This is a genomic window from Pseudalkalibacillus hwajinpoensis, assembly GCF_039851965.1.
Lineage (GTDB): Bacteria > Bacillota > Bacilli > Bacillales > Guptibacillaceae > Guptibacillus > Guptibacillus hwajinpoensis_E.
The window spans coordinates 759,680-783,073 of the sequence record NZ_CP156674.1; the positions used below are offsets into that span (position 1 = coordinate 759,680).

The window sequence follows — 23,394 nt, forward strand, 5'->3', positions numbered from 1 at the left end:
GGTGAGAAACTAATGGAAAGTTAACTTTGAGAGGATGATCATGATGCATACGATGTGGAAAGGAGCGATTAGTTTTGGACTTGTTAATATTCCAATCAAACTTTATGCGGCTACAGAAGATAAGGATATTAAAATGCGGTACCTTCACCAGGAGTGCCACACGCCAATAAAGTATGAAAAGCGCTGTCCCAATTGTGATCGCTCGTTAGAATCAGATGAAATTGTTCGGGGTTATGAATATGAAGAGGGTAAGTTTGTGATTATGGAAAAAGATGAAATCGAATCACTTGCACGCGAAAAAAATAAGTCAGTTGAAATTGTAGACTTCATTGAACTGACTGACATCGATCCTGTATATTTCAACCGCTCTTATTTTATTGGGCCAAATGATAACGGCAATAAACCTTACATGCTGTTAAAACAAGCTATGGAGGAATCCGGGAGGATCGGACTTGCTAAGATTACAATTCGCTCCAAAGAGCATCTGGCAGCGGTTCGAGTGTATGAGAAAGGATTAATGCTTGAAACCATGTATTTCCCTGATGAAGTTAGAGCCATCGATAACGTCCCCGATTTACCAGAAGAGCTAGAAGTAAGCGACAAAGAAAAGAAGTTAGCTAAACAGCTCATCGAACAGCTAACAACAAAGTTTGAGCCTTCCAACTACAAAGACGAACGACGGGAAGCGATCATGGCTTTGATTGAAAGCAAAATTTCCGGTGATGAAATCAAAGTGGTTGAAGAAAAACCAAAACGGAATGTCGCAGACTTGATGGACGCCCTACAAGCAAGTCTCGACTCTACTCCTAAACCGGCGAAAAAGAAAAAAGCAGCCCCTAGAAAGAAAAAGGTCGCGAAATGACTAGGTCTTTACTTCCAATGCTTCCAACCCTGTCCTCCTCTTTTCCTGGTAGCGAAGGTTGGATTTACGAAGTGAAATATGATGGATATCGAGCGATTTTGGACTGGGATGGGGAAACGATTCAGATAACTAGCCGAAATGGTCATCATCTGAACAAAAGATTTCAAATCTTACACGACGCTCTATCCTCCCTATTTGTCACATACAACATCATTCCCTGTTGTTTAGACGGAGAAATTTGTATTCTTAAAAATGAGTACTGTGCTGATTTTGAGTCCCTTCATAAACGTAAGGAGAAACCGATTACCTTTATGGTGTTCGATCTGCTTACACTTGAGAAGAAGCTACTTCTATCCTCTCCATTGCATGAAAGAAAAAAGGCATTACAACAAGTATTACAAGGACTTCCTGATAATAGATCCATTGCGATGGTTCACATGCATGAAACAATAGACGGCTTATGGGAACTTGTCCAGCACTATAAAGGGGAAGGAGTGGTTTGTAAAAAGCATAACAGTCTTTACAGAGAAGGGAAAAGAACGGAAAACTGGCTGAAGATCAAGAATTGGAAAAGCGCGACCGTTTTTTTAAACGCTTATGATCATCGAAATGGTTATTTTCATACTGCGGTGAAACGATCAGGAGGAATATATGAAATTGCCCGCTTTTCCCACGGGTTAAGTTCCGAAGAGCGAGGAGCATTATTAGAAATTATCAAAGGAAATACATCAAAGGAAAAGCAGAGCCTTTCTTACGTAAAGCCAGGCATTGTATTGGAACTAGAATATCTGGATCTTTACAATGAAATGTTAAGGCACCCAAGATTTAAACGGTTTTGCTTCCAAAAACCCTGGGAGGATTGCACGTGGGAAACCATTCAATCATCGTTAACGATATAGAGGTTAGTATTTCAAACCCTGACAAATACCTTTGGCCTGGTATTACAAAAGCTGACTACCTACACTATTTAGCTACTATCTCACCTCTCATGCTGCCCTTTTTACAAAAAAAACCCTTAACCGTTATTCGATTTCCTGATGGTGTAGATGGAGAAGCGTTTTATCAGCGTAACTGCCCTGATTATGCACCGGAGTATATTGATACAGTTTATATGGATGACAATAATCATATTATTTGCTCTGATTTACCTTCCCTTCTATGGCTAGGAAACCAAGCAGCCATTGAATTTCATATTCCTTTCTCGCCTTATGACAGCCACATGCCCTTTGAAATTGTATTTGACCTTGATCCACCCTCACAGGATGAGTTCTACCTTGCTGCAAACGCTGCAAAACAAATTAAGCTCGTCCTTGATCGTCTTCAATTAACTGGGTTTCTTAAACTATCCGGTAATAAAGGGTTGCAAATTCATATTCCACTTCCAATTGATACATTTACGTATGAAGATACGAAGCAATTCACTGCTTTTATTGCAAACTATTTAGTCGAAACGGATCCACAATCATTTACGACTGAAAGGTTAAAAAAGAACCGCCATGGACGACTCTATATCGATTATGTCCAGCATGCTGCAGGAAAAACGATCATAGCTCCTTATTCAGCCAGAGGAAATCAAGATGGCCTTGTTGCTGCACCAATTGAATGGGACGAATTAACAGAAGAACTATTACCTAAAACGTTTACAATGAAGGAAGTTATCAAACGCACTTCATGTCCTTTTCGTCACTTAGAAGACGCACGTCAGAAACAACCTTTCCAACCAATCCTTGAGTGGCTGTCCAAGTTAAAAAAGTAGCCATTCTCATAGGAGTGGCTACTTCACTTTCTCATTTTCGGTAAGCGTTTTCACTGTCCAGCGTTCAACGACTTTATGTGGCACACAGACTCTTTTGTTTCCTGAATCAGGATCGTGAATCTTTTCAAGCAAACAGTTAACCGCCTCATACCCGAGTTGAAAAATATTAATATCAACTGAAGTTAATGGCGGACTTGCATACTCAGCCAGCATCACATTGTTAAAGCTTATAATTGAGACATCCTCAGGGACAGAAAGTCCCATTTCATCAAGCTTACTCATAATCCCAAGAGCCATTAAATCATCGGCTACAACAAGCGCTGTTGGCGGTTCCTCAAGGGTGAACAATTCCATCACCGCTTCCTGTCCACCTTCTTTTAGAAACTCTACATGAACAACATAGTCATCATTATGAAGAATATTGGCTTCTCGAAGTGCTTTTTCATACCCACTCAATCGGTCGACGGTTACAACCAGATCCAGATTTCCTCCAACAAAAGCTATGCGTTCGTGTCCCTTACTAATAAAGTGCTCTGTCACATCTTTTGCTGCTCGGAAGTTATCATTATCCACATGAGTAATGGAATCTGGGTTGGCTAATGGTTTACCAATAACAGTAAATGGAAAGTTCTGTTCTTCAAGAAACGTCATGATTTTATCGTCAATTCTTGAGTAAAGCATTACGATCCCATCGACTCGTCTCCCATGAACCATCCCCATTACACCTTCTAAAATTTCTTCTTCCTTTGATCCTGTAGATATATAGATCGTGTAATCTTTCTCATGTGCTTTCGTACTGATGCCCCGAAGTACCTCAGGGAAAAACGGATTCTGAAAAACTTTATCCGCTGAACTCGGCATTACGAGCCCGATTGTTTGTGTGCTTCGATTAGCAAGACTTCTTGCATTATAATTCGGATGATAGCCAAGGTATTCCATCGCTTCACGAACACGGCGCTTCGTTTGTTCACTAATTCGTGAATTGTTCGCAATCACACGCGATACCGTCGAAGGTGCAACATTTGCAAGCTTAGCTACATCTTTAATGGTTACTGCCACTTCTATTCCTCCTATCCACTCTCTTACGGTTATCCTTAAAGTTTATAGACACATCTAAAACCTTCTACAGGTTTTTACGATTCTTTATAATTAACCATTCTAAACGATTTCTATTTAAAAAGACATCTCATATAAAAAGGAGAAAGAAGCACCAAGAGTATCTTCCCTCTTAAACTTCTCTCTCCATTTCCGATGGGAAACTTCCATCAGTGTTGCTCTTTGATTATCCCTTCGTTCCCCCTGCTGTAAGGCCAGAAATAAAGTAACGTTGAAGCGAAAGGAACAAGATAGAAATTGGAATGGCAATTAAAACCGATCCTGCTGCAAACGTGGTAAACTCATTTCCAAACTGATCAGAAATCATCTTGTATAATCCAACAGCTAGCGTGAATCTCTCTTCACTTCTTAAAATAACCTGTGCGAGGATAAAGTCAGTAAATGGTGTAATAAAACTGAACAGCGCCACTACGGCAAGAATAGGCTTCGCAAGCGGTAGTATAATCTGCCAGAAGATGCGAAAATGTCCTGCTCCATCAATTCTTGCTGACTCATCAAGCTCTTTCGGAATTGTATCAAAGTACCCTTTTGCAAGCCATGTGTTCATCGGAAGCAGTCCACCAGCATAAACAAGAATGAGCGCAAAGTGGGTATCTAATAATCCAGTAATGTAAGCCAGTACATAAATCGCAATTAACGCTGCAAAGTTAGGAATCATTTGAAGTATTAAGAATGTCATTAATCCATTTTTCCGGCCTACGAAACGGTAGCGCGAAAATGCATAAGCCATACAGGAGATCATCGCAACAGCAAGCACCATTGTGATGATACAAATTTTCAATGTGTTCCAGTACCAGAGCAGGTAGTCACTCTCTGCTGTATTAAATAAAGATCTATAGTGTTCTAGTGTTGCATCTTTCGGAATAATCGATGAACCTGATAAGCTATCACCCGGGTTAAACGATGAACCAATTATCCATAGAACTGGATACAGGATAATGACACAAGCGATCGCAATGGCAATATAGGACAAAGTTAAACGTAGTGTGTTCTGCATTTTTGGACTCATATTACATCATATCCTCTTCTTGGAATGATTTCGTTCTTCTAAACTGCCACAATGCAACACCGATAACGATGGCGGAAAGAATCATTGTGATGGCAGCAGCTTTACCATATTGTGCGGATGTAAAGGTTAGCTTGTAAATCCATGAAATCAAAATATCAGTAGAACCTGCCGTTTGACCTGATACAGCAGGTCCACCTCCATTAAACAAGTAAATCACGTTAAAGTTATTAAAGTTAAATGTATACTGCGTAATTAAAATTGGTGCAATTGCGAACAGGACCATCGGAAGCGTAATGCCTCTGAATTTCTGCCAAATATTAGCGCCGTCCACTGTCGCAGCTTCGTATAATTCATCTGGAATAGATTGAAGCACACCCGTTACCATTGCAAAGATGAACGGGAATCCAAGCCAGAACTGTATGAGTATTAAAGCAACTTTCGTCCAGAATGGCTCTGTAAGCCATGGAATCGCGTCGATACCGAAAGCAGCTAAGATGTCATTGTTAATCGCACCAAAAGTTTCATTGAACATCCCTGCAAAAACAAGAATAGAAACGAATGCAGGTACAGCCCAGGGCAGGATAAAAATAGTTCTGAAGATGCCTTTAAATTTAAGGTCTTTCTGGTTCATTAAGACGGCCAGGAAGATACCGATGGCAATTTGTCCCGTTGTTGCAACAAATGTCCAAACGATTGTCCATGAGAACACATCGAGGAATGTGTTGCGCCAAATGTCCAGTTTAAATATATCAATATAATTTTGAACCCCAATCCAGTCAACAAGATTAGCTGGTGGAGAGTGATAAAGATCGTAATTCGTAAAAGAAAGTAAGATAACAAATAAAATTGGGAAAATAACAACGAAAATTAAAAGGAAAAATCCTGGTGTTAACATTAAATATGGAAAGCCTTGTTCAGAAACATTTCGGTATTGTTCTCTAACAGAATTTAGAGGAATGCCAAGATCACGATTTCTTCCGTTCAAGTATGCATCCCTAAGATTTAAGAAGTAGATCACAAGCCCGATAAGGATAACCAGGACAGCAATAATTCCCTGAGTTAAAAGGAAGATGGAGTGATCTCGCGGTAGTTCTTCTCCGAGTGTTACAATCCCCCATAATCCGATATTGATTAAGTCAGCAAAAGCAACTGCAAAGGAAACTGTAAGAATAAAGAACATGAGCCCCTTTAGAACCTGCTTGTTATAAAACTGACCGAACCCCGGTATCAGTGATAAAGCGAGTCCTGTTTTTCGATGCTTCGTTTGACGTTCAGTTGCCTCCATCGTGATGGCAATCCCCTTTCTTCCCCTCACTTTTCTACCTTTAAAGTGAGAAGCAGTACCCCGTTTCCGGAGTACCGCTTTGAATTTTTCAAAACTCTAGTTGCTGTGGTTCTGTTCGATTTGAGACTTAATTGTTTTCGTAGCTTCTTCAAGCGCTGCTTTTGGCTCTTGCTTACCAGTTGCTACAAGCTGAAGCGCAGATGCTGCCGGCTCCCATACTTCTGCCATTTCAGGTATGTTTGGCATTGGAACACCGTATTGAGATTGAATTGCTACTGCACTTGCTCCTTCGTTATCAGCAATAACAGGATCTTCAATTAGTGCTTTAACTGGAGGGATTTCAGCAGTTTTTTCATAGCGAATTTTTGCATTTTCTTCGTTTGAGATCCATTCAACTAGCTTTGTAGCCCACTCTTTATTTTCTGAGAAATTACTTACGTGCCAGCCTTTTACACCGATGAATGTTTCGAAATTCTCACCGTTCGGAAGTTTAGGCATAGGTGCAACACCAATATCGATACCAGCATCTTTATAGCCCTGGAAAGCCCATGGACCGTTCATTACAGATGCCGCTTTTCCTTCGTTAAAGAGACCATCCATTGTGGAGCCACCGTTTTCACCGATAAGTCCATTAGGGAAAAGACCTTCTGCATACCACTTCTGTACGTATTGTGCACCCTCTACAGCGCCTTCATTGTTTAGTCCAAGCTTCTGCGGATTTAGACCTTCATCTGTACGCTCAAATACATAACTGCCATAACCAGCTAGTACAGCGTTTGCAAAATAGAAATTATCCCAAAGTGCAAGGAATCCATATTGCTTGTTCTTTGTAAACTCAGTAGCAAAATCATATACTTCATCCATTGTTTCAGGAGCTTTATCCATCAAAGCTTTGTTATAAATAAAAACTGGTGTTTCAGTTGCTTTTGGTAGTCCATAAAGCTCACCATTATATGTTTCTGCTTCAATAGAAGAGTCAGTAAACGTATCAGTAACTGCCTGATCAACCTCAATTGGAGAAATAAGTCCTTCAACAGCAGCCTGTCCAATCTGATCATGTGGAAGAGTAATAACGTCAGGACCTGTTCCAGCGGGACCGTCAAGTCGAATCTGTTCTCTAATTTCATCAGCCATACCTAGCTCTTTAAATTCTACTTTAATACCATATTCTTCTTCAAAGCTTGCAATTGCGGGTTCAAGTGCGATCCCTTTATCTGTATCTTCCCAAACAACAAGCTTCTCAGGTTTATTTGCCTCCGCATCACCCTCGTTGCCGCCTTCACTGCTGTTAGAAGCATTTTCTGTGTTTTGTGGTCCACAAGCTGCAAGTACCCCAATTGCAAGGACAAGTGTTAGAAACAAAGTAAAAAAACGTTTCATGTGTTAACCCCCTCAAATTTTACGATAGTGGTACAAGCGCTTTCATGATTATAGTGAAAACGATTGCACTGACTTTCTATAACTTATTATACATGCCACCGGTATTTTCGCAACCGTTTGCACAAAGTTTTTTAAACTTTTTTAAAATATCAAATTCCTTCTTGTTTTAAGATTTGACTATCCATCATATTTCTTCTACATTTATATAGAAAGTTGACAATAAGAAACGCAGTATCCCACCATTTGATGTGACCATCTTTCTTTTACTATAAAATGCAAGCGATTGCATGAGGAGGTTGAAAACGATGCAGAAAGAAGCTATTTATCACCGTCCAAAGGATAACTATGCTTATGCGTATAATGCGGAAACACTTCACTTACGATTAAAAACAAAAAAAGATGATCTCTCATCTGTTTCTCTCATTTACGGTGATCCATATGACTGGAAGAATAATGCCTGGCAATCAATGAAAGCACCAATGGAACGAAGTGGTTCTGACTCGCTTTTTGATTATTGGACGATCTCAGTAAAGCCGTCCTATCGCCGAATGAGATATGGTTTTTATTTAGAAGATGCGAATGAAGACTTCTATTATACTGAGAAGGGTTTTTTTACAGAGGCTCCTTCCGATACCAATGACTTTTTTAGTTTTCCTTTCTTAAACAGCGTCGACGTCTTCCGAGCTCCTGAGTGGGTAAAAGACACGGTGTGGTATCAGATTTTTCCTGAGCGATTTGCAAATGGGGACCCTTCTTTAAATCCTAAAGACACCCTTCCCTGGGGCGAATATCCCCCAACTCAAGATAATTTCTTTGGTGGTGATTTCCAGGGGGTCATGAACCATCTTGATTATTTAACTGAACTTGGCGTGAACGGTATTTATTTCACTCCGATTTTCAAAGCCCAATCAAATCATAAATACGATACGATTGATTATATGGAGATTGATCCTCAATTTGGAGACAAAGAAACTTTTAAACAATTGATTGGTGCCTGCCATGAACGTGGAATTAAGGTGATGCTCGACGCTGTTTTCAACCATAGCGGCTATTATTTTGAACCGTTTCAAGATTTGTTGAAAAATGGAGAGAACTCGCGCTATCGAGACTGGTTTCATGTTCGATCGTACCCGATCGAATTAAAACCCATTCCATCTTATGATACATTCGCTTTTGAAGCATCGATGCCTAAATTAAATACTGAGAATCCTGAAGTAAAAGAATATCTTCTAAATGTAGGGAAGTACTGGGTGAAGGAATTTGATATTGACGGCTGGCGACTAGATGTAGCAAATGAAATTGATCACCAGTTCTGGAGAGACTTTAGAAGAGAAGTGAAACAAATTAAGCCTGAGCTCTATATTCTTGGAGAAATCTGGCATGATTCAATGCCATGGCTGCAGGGGGATCAATTCGATGCAGTTATGAATTACCCGATGACCTCCGCCCTTCTCGATCATTTTGCACATGATACCATTTCGATTAAAACGATGGCCAACCGCATGACTTCTCTTCTTCATTCTTATCCTAAAAACGTTAATGAAGCTGCATTCAACCTGCTCGGTAGTCATGACACACCAAGGATGCTAACATTAGCAAATGATCAAAAAGAGCTTGTAAAGCTAATGTATCTTCTCCAGTTTTCCTTTCCTGGCACGCCTTGTATTTATTATGGTGATGAAATCGGGATGACAGGTGGAGCGGATCCCGGTTGTCGTCACTGCATGATCTGGGATAAAGAGAATCAGGACCTGGAGTTATTCCAGTTTATAAAGGAATTAATCGACTTGAGAAAGAAACGCCCTGCTTTTGGTAACAGCGGGTCATTTGATTTGATTTCTACAGATAATCATGTGATTCAGTTTAAGAAAGAAACGAAAGAAGAAACCTTGTTCTTCTTCATTAATAGTCAGGAAAAATCAGCAAATGTAGATATATCATCTCACCTTTCAGGCGAGGTCATCAGCCTGTTTGGAAAGAGTAAAATCGAAAACTTCACATTAACTCTCGAAGCATATGGTTTTGCGATTTTATCAAATGGTTAACGAGGAGAAGCCTCTGGAATAAATCCAGAGGTTTTTTCTATTTCTCCCTTCTTTCCCCTCTGAAAACGCAACCATTCAAACCCCTACTAGTTTGATAACCTCTTGTTCTTTTTAAATTGTTATATTTTCTAACATAGTTTTTTAAATTTTCTAAAAATAAACTTGAATTTACTGTTTTCACAGCATAACATTAGGATATAGAAAAAAGGAAATGTTAGAAAAACTGACATGGAGGGTCTAAAATGAAAAAAGTAGAAGCAATCATTCGCCCTGAAGCTTTCCAGGATTTAAAGGATCGATTAAGGGATGAAGGCATCACAGGCATGACAGTATCCGAGGTAGCTGGATGCGGATTACAGAAGAAACAAACCGGCGTGTTCAGAGGGAGTCATTTCGAAGTCTCTCTCCAGGCTAAGATTAAGGTAGAGCTTGTATTCGATGACCATCTGCTCGATCACGTTGTGAAGAATATACGAGATGTATGTGCAACCGGTGCAATTGGAGATGGAAAGATTTTTGTATACCCTGTTGAAGATGTCATTCGTATTCGCTCTGGCGAACATGGACTTACAGCGTTTAAATAATTCGAAAAAGGATGATGAGAATAATGAAAAAGATAACAAGCTTGTTTGTCGCACTATTCTTCCTCTCTAGTGGTCCAGCTTTTGCAGCTGGAGATGAATCAGCACTTACTGCATTAAGTCAATCCATGGATACCGTCTGGGTGATGATCGCAGCTTTTCTTGTATTCTTTATGCACGCTGGATTCGCAATGGTAGAGACTGGATTTACTCGTTCAAAAAATGCGCTTAATATCTTAATGAAAAACTTACTAACGATGTCGATTGGAGCTGTTTTATATTTCGTCATCGGGTACGGTTTGATGTTTGGTTCATCGGCGGGCGGATTTATCGGAAGTGATGGCTTCTTCTTAATTGGACAATCTGAAAACATTGGATTCTTTGTCTTCCAGGCGGTTTTCGCTGCGACATGTGCAACGATCATTTCAGGGGCAGTGGCTGAACGAATGAAGCTAATCAGCTATATCGCTGTAACGATAGCAATGGTTGGTTTTGTTTACCCAGTAGTTGGACACTGGATCTGGGGCGGTGGCTGGCTTTCTGAGCTCGGATTCACCGACTTCGCTGGATCGACTGTTGTTCATATGACCGGTGCAATTGGTGCAGTAGTAGCTGTGACGTTCCTCGGAGGTCGTATTGGAAAATATTCAAATGGGAAAGTAAACGTTATTCAGGGCCACAACATTCCACTCGGTGCATTAGGTGTTTTCATCCTCTGGTTTGGTTGGTTTGGATTTAATGCAGGGAGCACGCTTTCAGCTAGCGACGCACTTATCCCTACGATCGTAGCAACAACACTTCTTTCTGCTTCAAGCGGTGTCATTGGAAGTGCACTTTACTCGTATATTCGTTACAAGCAAATTGATGCATCTCTTACGTTAAACGGAGCACTTGCTGGTCTGGTTGGTATTACAGCTGGAACAGCAAACGTCTCACCAGTCGGAGCCCTGTTCATTGGACTTATTTCAGGCGTTATCCTGATTGAAGCTGTTCAATTAATTGACCGTCGTGTGAAACTCGACGACCCTGTTGGCGCAATTGCGGTTCACGGAGTATGTGGTGTCTGGGGGACTCTTGCAGTTGGACTTTTCGCAGTGGAAGGCGGACTTTTCTATGGCGGCGGTGTTTCCTTACTACTTGTCCAGGCGATCGGAATTCTTGCCGTTATGGCATGGACAGTTGGTACAGTTGGTATTTTCCTTTTCATCTATACACGCTTCTCTTCGATCCGTGTATCACGTGAAGAAGAAATCCAGGGACTTGATTTCGCCGAGCATGGTTCAACTGCTTACGAATTAAGAGGTGGAATCCTAAACAACAACGAAAGCCCTTCATCCGGTTCTGTCTTCGGTCACGGACTCGTCGACCGACTAAATGGATTAGAACAAGCCAAATTAGAAAATAACAGAAAAGCGGAAGGGGCCCGTTAGGTCAGAAAAGCGCTGGAGCCCATAGATATGAATACGTTCTTAGTATTCAGATTGATGGGTGAAGCAACTGAAGGATTCGGCCCTGTATCTGATAAACAAAAACAATTAGGTCTGAAGCTAACCAGCTTCAGACCTTTTTCTTAATCAACAAGATTGACGTTATGATGATCCAGCCAGTAATTAATTTGGGCCAGGTGGGCAATCAACTGCGGCCCTGCCATTAATTGTCCGAACCAAGGTACTTTGAAGGCTTTCCCTTCTGTATCAATGATATCCTGAACAATGTTCCGATCAATCAAATCCAGTATTGGTGCCTGTTTATCTTGAAGCGTCGTTTGAAGCCAGCTTTTCACGGCCTTTGTATAAGCAGGATGATACGTTTTAGGATAAGGGCTTTTCTTTCGATACAAAACATCATGCGAAAGTGTACCTGTCATCGCCCTTCGAAGCAAACCTTTTTCTCTTCCATCTAGCATCTTCATTTCCCAGGGGACATTCCACACATACTCTATAATTCTATGATCTGAGAAAGGAACCCTTACTTCAAGACTCGCCCCCATACTCATGCGGTCTTTACGCTCTAGCAAAGTTGTCATAAACCAATTTAAGTTCAAATAAAAGAGTGATCTTCGTTTTGCCTCTATTTCACTTTCACCAGGTAGACCTGGCGTTTCACTAACCGTTTCTCGATACCGCTCTGTCACATAATCCTCAAGCTTCAATTTGTTGCGTACATCTTTCTTTAGCATAGCTTGTCGTTCAAGAGTTGAACGCATCCATGGAAACTGTTCGTGATCAAGAAGCTCAGGCTTATGAAACCAGGGATAGCCACCAAAAATCTCATCTGCACATTCTCCAGAAAGTGCTACGGTTGCATGCTTTTTAATTTCCTTTGAAAACCATAGTAACGATGAATCAACATCCGCCATTCCAGGAAGATCTCTACAATCAATCGCCTCTTTCAGATGATGAACGAGTTCTTCAGTTTCAATGACACAGTTCGTATGATTAGTAGAAAGCTCTGAAGAAACCTTTTTAATCCAAGGGGCATCTGAATTCGGTTGAAACTCGCTACTTTCAAAATACTTATCATTTTCAGCATAATCCACTGAAAACGAACGAAGCGTCCCTTTTCCTTCCTCATTAAAAGTCGACTGAGCTACGGAGGTAATGGCGCTTGAATCTACCCCACCTGAAAGAAAGGTACAAACAGGAACATCCGCAACAAGCTGCCTTTTAATTGAATCTTTAACAAGGTTTCGAACGGTTTCAACAGTCGTACTTAAATTATCTGTATGCTCTTCACTTCTTACATTCCAATAGCGCCAGACTTTCAGACCGCTTCGCTCAAACTTCATCGCAAACCCTGGTCGAAGCTCGTTAATTCCTTTAAAAACACCATGCCCCGGCGTCCGCGATGGACCTAAACCGAAGATTTCCTGTAGGCCCTCTCTCCCTACCTGGGCCTTCACATCAGGGTGTGCAAGGATAGCCTTCAGCTCAGAACCGAATTGAAGGGAGCTCCCGCATTGTCGATAGAAAAGGGGCTTCACGCCAAGTCGATCACGAGCGAGGAACAAATAATCACGTCGCTCATCCCAGATCGCAAATGCAAAGATGCCATTTAAATGTTCCACACAGGCCTCTCCCCATTCGACATAACACGTTAAGAGAACTTCCGTATCTGAATGTGACTGGAACGAATATCCTTTTGCAAGAAGGGTTTTTCTTAAATCTTCCGTATTGTATAATTCACCGTTATAACAGATGGTATAACTTTCTTCTTCGTGCTTTCGTGTCATCGGCTGACTACCACCAGCAGGATCAACAACGATTAGACGAGTATGACCAAACCCGCAGTGCCTACTAATCCAGCAATTAGATGCATCTGGGCCACGTTTTGATAAAGTATTAGCCATTCCCTTGATGACTTTCTCTTCTCCAGTCAGGTCCTGTTTCCAATCAACCCACCCTGTTATTCCACACAAAAGCTCTCCCTCCCATCGATGCTCTCTGTTCACTCTATGCATCCGCCCAAGTTTTGTGCAGACTTTAATGAGTATGAATGATGACCACAAAAAAAAAAGAAACCCGTTACAGGTCTCTTAGGATGTCTTTTGGAATTGCACAAAGTACCATGCACCTTCTTTAACAATCGGTTTCAACTGCTTCAGTTCAAAACCTGTATCTGATGCCAGTATTTCCAATTCTGCTCGAGTTGGCAGAGGAAAGAGATTATCATGGGCGCTCATGAAGCTGTTAAATGCTGCTGAAAACGCATGTCCGTGTTTGGATTCGTGCAACGGCGTAATAATAATCAGGCTTCCATCGTCACTTGTAACTTCATTTGCTTTCTGAAAAAGGCGATACCGATCTTTTGGAGCAAAATAGTAAAGTAAGTTGTTCATCATAGCGAGATCAAACGGCTCTCCATCCCACCCCCACGTCATCATATCATCTGGATAAAGTGAGATTGGGGACTTGAGTGGAAAGTGAATGTTATCTTCTGCTTCGAGACACACTGACCTGTTCTTTTCAATTCCAACCAGTTTCATCCCTTCAAGCTTTGCTCCAATCCTGGATAAGTAGCCAGCATATCCTGCCCCAAAATCAATAACGGATTTCGCATTTGTATTCCTAATACACTGGTGGATTTTTGGGAATGCAAACCTTTCAATAAAACTGGACGTAGCTGCTACTGTTCCGCCGTAATCCTCATCCTTATAGGAGGCATAATTATCTTGATTAAGTAAATCTGCATAAGAAAGAAGAATAGGAATATGTAACTCCATCATCTCTTTTAGTAAGATCCCTACAGATTGATCACTGTTTTTTGAAATCGATTCTACCATATGTTTCTTGGAGCGGACCAGGCCAGTCGGGTCCATTTTCATATGACCGATTGCAACTCCGACGTCTACCCATCGTGTTAAAAGAAGCTCATTCATGTCTCGCTTTAAAGCCACACTTGAGACGGTTGTACCATGTTCAAACTCGTCAAATAGATCATGTACATAACCAACATGCGCGTGCCAGGCATAGAGAAAAGGTTCATTGCTTTTCATCCACTTTCTCGCACGCCAGATTTTCTTCAATTCCTTCATACTATTTCCTCCCGTCCCATTTGCGATACCATGGATAATCATCATCTTTTGTAAACATAACCTTGCTTTCTCGTTTTTCCGAAATTTGTTTTACACCGGCCTTTACAGGTAAAATCCCCGCCTGCTTCATCCGATCAATTAAGTTAAATTTCCAAATTCCAAGTCCGGAGGTATTAAGCATCTGTTTGTAATGAAGAACCGGTGAGTATTCCGTTTGTTTGACACCTCTTATACGAAGCTTCTGCCATGGACGATAAGGAAACGAGTAAAGCAATGCGGCCTGATGACTGAGCCTCGAGACATACTCTGCACGTGGCTTTCTTACCTTTTCGTACCACTTTAGATGCTTCCATTCAGTCTTGTTCTTCTTGAACATCCAGCATAAAAGCTCCCCAAGGACATCTGAATCCTGAATCGCTAAATTCATACCTTCACCAGCCATTGGATGAACGCTATGCGCCGCATCTCCAGTTAGAATAATGTTATCTTTCACATAACTAGATACGTTATGTCTGACTGGAATCATAAGTTGGATCTTTTTCCATGTATCGATTTGCTGGACGTATCCGTCAAGTTCAGGCATTAATTCACAATAAGCACGGTAGAAAGACTCAAGACCTTCCTTTCGCATTGTTTTAAATTCACCTGGTTTGATTAAAAGAACGCTTCTTACTTCATTATTCGGAAGTGGAAAAAGGCCTACAAACTTATTCTGCGTTGTGATGATCGTAGATTGGTTAAGAGATTCTGGCCGAGGAAATGAAACGGTTAAAAAATGGTGATTGTACTTTGTGCTTTTCATATCCACTTCCATCGAAGTTCTAGTAGGAGAAGCTCTACCTTCTGCCCCAACATAGAAGAACGCATGAATTTCTTGTTCGCCTTCCTTTGTTTGTATAATTGCTTTTTTCTCGTGAGGAGGATCCTCTGTAAAACCAGTAAATTTCGCGGGTTGAATATAATCGACCGAATCATATTTAGAAACTTCAATGAAAAGAAGCTCTTTCAGTCGTTCATGGGGAATCATTAACGACGTATTATATGGTGAATCAATCAAGTCATATCGAAATTCATTCACGCTCAATCGTTCCATTGATCCATCCTGTTTTTGGGTATATTCATGAAATTGTATAGACGGCAAGATAAACCCATTTTCCTTCACGACATCAAGGGTGTTGATGCGGTCAAGCACCTCTAAACTTTTAGGCTGAAGCAGCTCCCCTTTGTAAATGAGACCGCTTTTCTTATCTTTTTCAATTAAGAGCGTTTTCACATTACATTGACCGAGCTTAACAGCGAGCGTGAGGCCGGATATGCCTCCCCCGATAATCATGACATCATACATGTCTTATCACCTCATTCAATACATTCTTATTCCCTTCCATACCCGTATTAAACCAGTGAGAACGCATCGGCTGTGCTTCTGAATGAACCACATCCAACTAGAAAAACCGGCTGCTTCAGCCGGTTTTTCTAGGGACCTATTAAGTTGCTAAAGGAAATTGCTTTGAAAGGAGAAGCTTTTCGAAACGATCCTTATTTAGGGGCTTGCTATAGAAGAATCCTTGCGCAAAATTACATCCAAACCTTCTAATAATCTCCCCCTGTTCTTTTGTTTCTATTCCTTCTGCTACAATGGAGAGATTTAAGCCTTCACACATTGTGATAACGGCTTTTACGATCGCTGCATCTGCGTTGTTTTCCTGAAGGTTTCGAATAAAAGACTGATCTATTTTCAGTATGTCTAATGGGAAGTCTTTCAAATAACTAAGAGAAGAATAACCAGTACCAAAGTCATCGATTGACACTTTAATTCCCATTTTTCGTAACTCATTCAACATTGAGATGCTATAATCCGTGTTAACGAGCGTTGTGCTTTCCGTCACTTCTAGATGCAGGGATTGAGGGGTAAGGCCAGATGTTAAAAGCGCATCCCTGACAGATTCTACGAATTTATCACTTTGAAACTGTCTTCCTGACACGTTCACGCTAATTGATAAATCCTCATATCCTAATGCCTGCCACTTGCTTGTTTGCATACAAGCCTCATTTAGCACCCACATCCCAATTTCCTCAATTAAGCCCGTTTCTTCTGCTAATGGAATAAACTGTGCCGGTGACACAAGTCCAAGCTTTGGATGATTCCATCTAATCAATGCTTCACACGCATAAATTTTCTGTTCATCCAGATTAACCTGTGGCTGGTAAAACAGGGTCAGCTCTTCTTTTTCGAGAGCTCGCCGCAAATAACTCTCAAGCTCCAGGCGCTCAAAAGCCTGATCTGTCATCTCATCGGTATAAAATTCGATGTGATTTGCTCCCTGGTGCTTCGCACGATCAAGGGCAATATAAGCATTACGCATTAGCGCATCAAGATCAAATCCATCGTAAGGAAAGATGCTAATGCCGATTCCAACTGTCATAAAATATTCAACATCTTCAAAGACGATCGGTGCCTTTAATTGATCAATCACACGTTTCGCAAGCATAAGTGCATCCTTCTCTTCTTTCAATCCCGGAAGGAGCACAGTGAATTCGTCACCACCGAATCTAGCAAGGACGGCATCATCCTTAGTCGCCTCTTTAATCCGGTTCGTAACTTTCTTCAGAATGTGATCACCTCGCTGGTGTCCAAGACTATCATTAATCAATTTAAATCGATCAAGGTCAATGAACATAACAGCCAGCTTTTCATCAGTGTTTTTCAGCGATTCATTTAACAAATTTTCAAAAAGCAAGCGGTTCGGAAGCTCAGTAAGCACATCATAATAAGCCAAATGTGCGATCTTTTCTTCAGCTTTTCGCTGTTTCATAATGTTTTTCCCAATTCCATACGCCCCGGTAATCTCGCCATTTACGATAATAGGTATGTTGGTAATTGAAAATAAAACATGAGCACCCGATTTATGAATAAGATGGGTATTATATGTTTGCGCGACACCTTGAAAAGCCTGGTAAAACTTATCCCGTGTTTTTTGCACATCTGTAGAAGCAACAAACTGAAGTGAATGCTTACTCATAACCTCTTCCGATGTATACCCCAATAACGATTTAAGAGCTGGATTAACACTCGTGATTTTCCCGTAAACATCTACAGAATATACAAGATTCGGATTTTGCTCAAACAAAGACTTAAAACGCTGCTCGGACTGTTGAAGACTCATATTCAACGTTTCGAGTTCTTCTGTAGAAGCTTTAATTAAATGCGATAGTGCCATTATACCATCCAAGTCCTTCATCTCCTGATTGTGTAATGGTTGTTCCTGATAAATCGTCTTCGGTGTTCCTGTTTCACTAAGAAGAGCGATCACCGTACTATTATTCGAATATTGAAGCGTTCGACCATTCGAGAAAACCTCTTCCCCTAATACGATGGAAATGACAGAACAATGCTTTTCAAATTGACTATATGGAAGGTCGATTCCATTCGAAAACAACTTCTTCGCGGTTGCAGTAGAATAAGAAAAAAGACTATTGAAGCCTTTTGTATTTAACCGTTCATATGTTTCTTGATAAGAGGTATGGAGTTGCGATGCATCACCATAGGAAAATTGAATCTCATCTCCTTGTTTCAGATAGGAATCAATAGTGATTGATTCATCATGGTGCATTTTATGAACCGATATTGGTGTTGCTTTTCCGTTCGCTTTATGAAGAAGAGGCGTATGAGCAGCCGCTTCAGGGAGCCTCATTGCTACTTCTCGACCAAGGTATTTTTCATAAAAGCTGTGCACGCTAAATCCCTCTATCTCAAACACTCTCGTACCCATTGATTTTGTTACAGTAAACGTTCTTCCTGCAGGTTTCCAGAAGGTATTAGAAGAAACATCGAAGTCCAATTCGACTCCTATCATTTGAACACCAGCTATACCATTTCCAATCACCTTCGTATCGGCTATAATAAACGATTCATTATGATGAGAAGAAGCTATTCCGCCGACAAGTGACATCCCTTGAGGTAAGTATGCATCCAGATCGTGCATACCAGTGCTAAACAAAAGAGTCATCCCACCTTCTTGCAATGGAAGTTCACCCAGAGGATCGTTATTATTTTCACAACTAAAAGCACGGATTTCTGCGTGTTGAAATAGCGTAAATGATACGAAGATCCCCTCAGAAATACTCTCTTCATTAAAATAAGCTTCGGATGCAGTAGCGCCAACTATGACCGCTTCAGGAACCATTTCTCTTAAAGCTAGTAAGACTTTTTCCGTTTGGTCTCTTTCACCTCTAAAGTAAATAGTTGTATGAGTACGGCATTAGCCTGAAACAGTTCTGGATGTGAAGCAACACATTCTTGAAGCTGGCGATCATGATTAATCATGATTGAAAATGTTTTCAAGCTAAACACTCCTCATTCTAGAACGCCTTTAAGTAACAACCTTTAGTTATGTACATAATATCAAAAAGTAAGTTGCAGGAATACACGTATCCCATAAATATGCCAATTTACCCTACTCCTGTTATCGGCAAAATAAGGAAGAATTTTTAATCCGTTACATATAAAATCCTTGCCTTCCGAAGAATTCATAAGGAAACTCCTTATGTAACGCCACATCTTTAAATATGACCTTTTACTCAACCAATCCACCAAAAGGAACGAACAAGAAAAACACTCTCATAAAATTCTAAAAAACCACCAGCTGACCTGGTGGTTTCGGGACTTATAGCTGGTATAAATGCAGTACAGAATACCCATAGAAAAACACAGTGAGAAATGCAAATAAAAATTGTAGCCAGAACGGCCAGATTATTTTTCCTTTTTCCCCCCTCACGAGAATCATTTCCATTGAGAAAAGTAGCCATAGAGCTACAACCCCTTTGACAATCGATGGTCCCCAGAAACTATAGCCAACTACAAGTAGCATTCCGGATATTACGGTCAGAATATAGAAAACTCGTAAAATCATATGAATCATATTCTGAGCTTTTCCCTTACCAGCTCTCATTAAAAAGTAACTAATAACAAACAACACCAGTGTTATTAACCAGGCTGTGTAATGTGCGTGAAGCATAATTGTCTCCCCCTATATGAATTCATCCTTATTTTAACATGAATCAACCAGGATGATTTCTGAATATTTCATCTTAATTTATGTCAAATGATAGGAAGCAAGCGATTTCATTGTTATAATAAAAGGGTGGTGTTAACAAATAGATGGGAGTGATGGAGTAATATGGTACAAACACAGGACATTATTCAAATGACAGAGCAGTATGGTGCACCCAACTATCATCCACTGCCAATCGTGATTGCAGAAGCAGAAGGTGTATGGGTAAAAGACCCTGAGGGGAATCGCTATATGGATATGCTTAGCGCATATTCAGCCGTAAACCAGGGCCACAGACATCCGAAAATTATTCAAGCACTAAAAGATCAGGCTGACCGGGTAACATTAACATCTCGTGCCTTTCACAATGATCAGCTGGGACCTTTTTATCGTAAAGTTTCAGAATTTACGAACAAAGATATGGTTCTTCCAATGAATACAGGCGCAGAAGCAGTTGAAACAGCCGTTAAGGCAATGCGCAGGTGGGCATATGAAGTAAAAGGTGTGGAAAAAGACAAAGCTGAAATTATTGCGTGTGAAGGAAACTTCCATGGACGTACAATGACCGCTGTCTCACTTTCGTCTGAACAGGAATATCAGCGTGGATTTGGCCCAATGCTTCCTGGTATTAAACTGATTCCATATGGTGATCTCGAAGCATTGAAAAATGCGATTACGCCAAACACGGCCGGTTTCTTATTCGAACCGATCCAGGGCGAAGCCGGTATCAAAATTCCTCCAAAAGGATTCCTTAAAGAAGCTTATGAATATTGTAAAGAGCAAAATGTACTTTTTGTAGCAGATGAGATTCAGGCCGGCCTTTGCAGGTCCGGAAAACGCTTTGCATGTGACTGGGATAATATTGAACCAGATATGTACATCCTTGGAAAAGCCCTCGGTGGTGGCGTATTCCCGATTTCCTGTGTAGCAGCTAACCATGAAGTACTCGGTGTTTTTACCCCAGGATCGCATGGCTCAACATTCGGTGGTAATCCGCTGGCTTGTGCTGTATCCGTCGCATCCCTTGAAGTATTAGAGGAAGAAGAGCTCGCTGATCGTTCTCTCGAACTAGGAAATTACTTCCAGGACAAATTAAAAGAGATTTCTAACCCCGTTATTAAAGAAGTGCGTGGAAAAGGCCTGTTTATAGGAGTTGAACTTCATGAGGCCGCTCGTCCTTATTGCGAAAAGCTAAAGGAAAAAGGTCTTCTTTGTAAAGAAACACATGAAACGGTGATCCGCTTTGCTCCACCATTAATTATCAGTGAAGATGATTTAAACTGGGCAATTGAGCAAATTACGGATGTGTTATCTGTTCAATCCTAACAACTAAAAAAGAGCCATGCTGGTTTAAAACCAGCGTGGCTCTTCCTCTGTATTAAAGTCCGATCGATACGTATTTTGTTTCAAGATATGCTTCAATTCCTTCATGTCCACCTTCGCGACCGATACCACTTTGCTTCATACCACCAAATGGTGCCTGCGCTGCAGATGGCACGCCGTCATTCCAGCCAACTATTCCGTAGTCCAGACCATTTACAACGCGGTTTCCTCTACGAACGTTTTCACTGAATACATATGCGGCAAGACCAAATGGCGTCTGGTTCGCATAGTTAATAGCTTCTTCATCAGTGGAAACTTTCTGTATAGGTGCAACCGGCCCAAATGTTTCTTCATTCATAATTAGCATACCTGGTGTAACATCTTTTATTATCGTCGGGCGATAAAAGTAAGAACCGTTCTCTTCATATCCTTCTCCGCCAAGCGCACATTCAGCTCCCTGACTAAGCGCATTTTGCACATGCTTTTCGACTTTATCGTACCCGTCTTTATCAATCATTGGCCCAATGTCTGTTCCTTCTTCAAGACCATTACCGACTTTAAGTTCTTTCGTTTTATCGATGAACTTAGTAATAAACTCATCATATATTTTCTCCTGAACGTACACCCTGTTCCCGCATATACACGTTTGTCCACCATTTCTAAACTTGGAGGCGATGACGCACTCAACTGCTTTGTCAATATCAGCATCATCAAGAACAATGATCGGAGCATGGCCACCCAGTTCAAGTGAAATGTTCTTCACAGTTTCAGCTGCCTGCTCCATTAATTTCTTGCCAACTTCCGTAGATCCAGTAAATGTGATCTTACGCACATGTGGATTACTCATTAGCTCGCCGGCAACCTCTGAAGATTTACCGGTAACAAGATTAACCACGCCTTTCGGAATGCCTGCCTCCTCACATAGTTCCACTAAGCGCACAGCTGTAAGGGGAGTTGCGGAAGGCGGCTTAACAACAAATGTACACCCTGCAGCAAGCGCCGGCGCAAGCTTCCTTGCGATCATCGCTGCCGGGAAATTCCATGGCGTAATCGCACCAACAACGCCCACAGGCTGCTTCCGTACTTCCATCATTCGTTTTTCCTTATGCGGAGGAATAGTTCGTCCATAAACGCGCTTGCCTTCTTCCGCAAACCATTCAACGAAAGAGGCAGAATACGCAACTTCTCCTTTTGACTCATGGAGTGGCTTACCCATTTCCTTCGTCATAAGTTCTGCTAGCTCTCCCTCATGTTCGAGCATTAGGCTATGAAGTTTCTTTAAGTATGAAGACCGCTCATATGCGGTAAGGCTTGACCATGCAGGAAACGCTTTATGTGCCGCGTCAATTGCCTTTTTGGTTTCTGATTTTCCACCGATTGGTACCGTTCCGACCAGCTCACCAGTTGCCGGATTTTTCACCTCAAGCTTTTCAAGATCATTTCCAGTCCATTGCCCATTAATGTAATGATACTTTTCCATTCATGAACCCTCCTAGTCGATTGTCTCCATACCATTTCCTTTTATTAGCAGTAATTAAACACTATCACTTTCTTATTTCATTTTGAAGCGTGCCAATTCCTTCTATTTCAATGGAAATGACATCACCATCTGTAAGATATTTCGGTGGTTTAAAGCCTTTCCCTACGCCTGCAGGAGTCCCGGTTGCAATAATGTCACCAGGCTCAAGTGTCATTCCTTTTGATAAAACGTGAATAAGCTCTGGAATATCAAAAATAAGATCTGAAGTACTCCCATTCTGCCTTAGCTCCTTATTCACTCTGGTTGTTAGTGTGAGCTGATGAGGGTTTTCAATCGCAGATGCGTGCACAATCGCAGGTCCCATAGGACATGAACCATCAAGGCTTTTTCCAACAAAAAATTGACCGTGTTTTTTCTGAAGATCCCGTGCGGTCAAGTCGTTCACGATCGTATATCCAAAAATATAATCAAACGCATCCTCTTTCGCAATTCTCTTACCTTCCTGGCCGATCACGACGGCAAGTTCGCCCTCATAATCAAGCGCTTCTGACATATCTTTCGGAAAAGTAAGCACCTCATGCGGTGCACTTACAGTGGTAGGGGCTTTTGTGAAAATCATAGGGTGTTCCGGAATATCTTTCTCGCTCCCCATTTCAATCGCATGGTCTCGATAGTTCTTCCCAACACAAAACACGTTTTTAGCCGGGCGAGGGATTGGTGCTTCAAGGACGACATCGTGATAAGGAATATGGTAGGTTGACGAGATTTCTTGCCACTCTTCATTCACCTGCTTACCTGACTGGATAAACGCAAGCAATGTATTGATCCTCTCCTCCCGGTCCAAGTAATAGCTATGCAAATCGATTACAATTTCCTCTTCTTGAAGCCAGACTCCAAAACGTTTTTCTTCTTTTAATCGAAATGAGATAAATCTCATATTCATACACTCCTCATTATTTTTATATGAAAATT

19 protein-coding genes are annotated in these 23,394 nt (G+C 41.1%); 7 read left to right on the forward strand and 12 right to left on the reverse strand.

Translation table 11 applies throughout. The features are described 5' to 3' along the window. The first annotated feature begins 40 nt into the window (after nucleotides 1–40). Genes ABFG93_RS03905 through ligD (ABFG93_RS03915) form a run of 3 tightly spaced genes read left to right on the forward strand, consistent with a single transcriptional unit; the run spans nucleotide 41 to nucleotide 2,618 of the window. Nucleotides 41–862, forward strand: coding sequence for a Ku protein (locus ABFG93_RS03905; RefSeq protein ID WP_347550804.1), 822 nt, complete (start codon nucleotides 41–43; stop codon nucleotides 860–862). After that, entirely contained in the window at nucleotides 859–1,761 is a 903-nt protein-coding gene (gene ligD, locus ABFG93_RS03910) for a non-homologous end-joining DNA ligase (RefSeq protein ID WP_347550805.1), read from the forward strand. The genes ABFG93_RS03905 and ligD (ABFG93_RS03910) overlap by 4 nt, the downstream gene beginning before the upstream one ends. After that, a complete protein-coding gene (gene ligD / locus ABFG93_RS03915) occupies nucleotides 1,728–2,618 on the forward strand; it encodes a non-homologous end-joining DNA ligase (RefSeq protein WP_347550807.1) in 891 nt (296 codons plus the stop codon). Before ligD (ABFG93_RS03910) ends, ligD (ABFG93_RS03915) begins: the two co-directional genes overlap by 34 nt. Nucleotides 2,619–2,636: 18 nt before the next feature. Here ligD (ABFG93_RS03915) and ABFG93_RS03920 read toward each other — a convergent pair whose 3' ends face one another. The 4 genes from ABFG93_RS03920 to ABFG93_RS03935 form a co-directional block, all read right to left on the reverse strand. Continuing rightward, nucleotides 2,637–3,677 carry a LacI family DNA-binding transcriptional regulator gene (locus ABFG93_RS03920; RefSeq protein ID WP_347550809.1) on the reverse strand — a complete coding sequence of 347 codons (1,041 nt, stop codon included), beginning with the start codon at nucleotides 3,675–3,677 and terminating at the stop codon, nucleotides 2,637–2,639. Between the two features lie 223 nt (nucleotides 3,678–3,900). After that, the gene (locus ABFG93_RS03925) at nucleotides 3,901–4,743 is read right to left on the reverse strand and encodes a sugar ABC transporter permease (protein ID WP_347550810.1); all 843 of its coding nucleotides are present in this window, start codon (nucleotides 4,741–4,743) and stop codon (nucleotides 3,901–3,903) included. Nucleotide 4,744: 1 nt separating this feature from the next. Next, nucleotides 4,745–6,028 (reverse strand): carbohydrate ABC transporter permease, encoded by a 1,284-nt coding sequence (locus ABFG93_RS03930; RefSeq protein WP_347550812.1) that lies wholly within the window; start codon nucleotides 6,026–6,028, stop codon nucleotides 4,745–4,747. A 96-nt stretch (nucleotides 6,029–6,124) separates the two neighbouring features. Next, nucleotides 6,125–7,408: an extracellular solute-binding protein gene (locus tag ABFG93_RS03935; RefSeq protein WP_347550814.1), complete on the reverse strand. Its 1,284-nt coding sequence runs from the start codon at nucleotides 7,406–7,408 to the stop codon at nucleotides 6,125–6,127. A 305-nt stretch (nucleotides 7,409–7,713) separates the two neighbouring features. Here ABFG93_RS03935 and ABFG93_RS03940 point away from each other — a divergent pair, with 305 nt between their 5' ends. From ABFG93_RS03940 to ABFG93_RS03950, 3 genes are all read left to right on the forward strand, one after another. Then, nucleotides 7,714–9,453, forward strand: a complete 1,740-nt coding sequence (locus ABFG93_RS03940; protein ID WP_347550815.1) for an alpha-glycosidase — start codon at nucleotides 7,714–7,716, stop codon at nucleotides 9,451–9,453. 242 nt (nucleotides 9,454–9,695) lie between these two features. Further along, the gene (locus ABFG93_RS03945; RefSeq protein WP_347550817.1) at nucleotides 9,696–10,037 is read left to right on the forward strand and encodes a P-II family nitrogen regulator; all 342 of its coding nucleotides are present in this window, start codon (nucleotides 9,696–9,698) and stop codon (nucleotides 10,035–10,037) included. A 23-nt stretch (nucleotides 10,038–10,060) separates the two neighbouring features. Then, entirely contained in the window at nucleotides 10,061–11,464 is a 1,404-nt protein-coding gene (locus ABFG93_RS03950; protein ID WP_431522043.1) for an ammonium transporter, read from the forward strand. Nucleotides 11,465–11,604: 140 nt separating this feature from the next. Here the strand turns inward: ABFG93_RS03950 and asnB are convergent, their stop codons facing one another. The 6 genes from asnB to ABFG93_RS03980 form a co-directional block, all read right to left on the reverse strand. Further along, on the reverse strand, nucleotides 11,605–13,452 hold the full coding sequence (gene asnB, locus ABFG93_RS03955) for an asparagine synthase (glutamine-hydrolyzing) (RefSeq protein WP_347550819.1): 1,848 nt from the start codon (nucleotides 13,450–13,452) through the stop codon (nucleotides 11,605–11,607). A 117-nt stretch (nucleotides 13,453–13,569) separates the two neighbouring features. Beyond that, a complete protein-coding gene (locus ABFG93_RS03960; protein ID WP_347550821.1) occupies nucleotides 13,570–14,568 on the reverse strand; it encodes a class I SAM-dependent methyltransferase in 999 nt (332 codons plus the stop codon). Between the two features lies 1 nt (nucleotide 14,569). After that, nucleotides 14,570–15,913, reverse strand: a complete 1,344-nt coding sequence (locus ABFG93_RS03965; RefSeq protein ID WP_347550823.1) for an FAD-dependent oxidoreductase — start codon at nucleotides 15,911–15,913, stop codon at nucleotides 14,570–14,572. Between the two features lie 139 nt (nucleotides 15,914–16,052). Beyond that, nucleotides 16,053–18,752 carry an EAL domain-containing protein gene (locus ABFG93_RS03970; protein ID WP_347550825.1) on the reverse strand — a complete coding sequence of 900 codons (2,700 nt, stop codon included), beginning with the start codon at nucleotides 18,750–18,752 and terminating at the stop codon, nucleotides 16,053–16,055. Nucleotides 18,753–18,763: 11 nt separating this feature from the next. Further along, nucleotides 18,764–18,910: a hypothetical protein gene (locus ABFG93_RS03975; RefSeq protein WP_347550826.1), complete on the reverse strand. Its 147-nt coding sequence runs from the start codon at nucleotides 18,908–18,910 to the stop codon at nucleotides 18,764–18,766. A gap of 322 nt (nucleotides 18,911–19,232) precedes the next feature. Then, nucleotides 19,233–19,583, reverse strand: a complete 351-nt coding sequence (locus tag ABFG93_RS03980; RefSeq protein ID WP_347550828.1) for a DUF1516 family protein — start codon at nucleotides 19,581–19,583, stop codon at nucleotides 19,233–19,235. 162 nt (nucleotides 19,584–19,745) lie between these two features. Between ABFG93_RS03980 and ABFG93_RS03985 the strand changes: the two genes are divergently transcribed. Next, nucleotides 19,746–20,945 carry an ornithine--oxo-acid transaminase gene (locus ABFG93_RS03985; RefSeq protein ID WP_347550830.1) on the forward strand — a complete coding sequence of 400 codons (1,200 nt, stop codon included), beginning with the start codon at nucleotides 19,746–19,748 and terminating at the stop codon, nucleotides 20,943–20,945. A gap of 52 nt (nucleotides 20,946–20,997) precedes the next feature. Here ABFG93_RS03985 and ABFG93_RS03990 read toward each other — a convergent pair whose 3' ends face one another. Then, nucleotides 20,998–22,422: an NAD-dependent succinate-semialdehyde dehydrogenase gene (locus tag ABFG93_RS03990; RefSeq protein WP_347550832.1), complete on the reverse strand. Its 1,425-nt coding sequence runs from the start codon at nucleotides 22,420–22,422 to the stop codon at nucleotides 20,998–21,000. A 64-nt stretch (nucleotides 22,423–22,486) separates the two neighbouring features. Next, nucleotides 22,487–23,359, reverse strand: coding sequence for a fumarylacetoacetate hydrolase family protein (locus tag ABFG93_RS03995; RefSeq protein WP_347550833.1), 873 nt, complete (start codon nucleotides 23,357–23,359; stop codon nucleotides 22,487–22,489). Nucleotides 23,360–23,394: the final 35 nt, after the last annotated feature.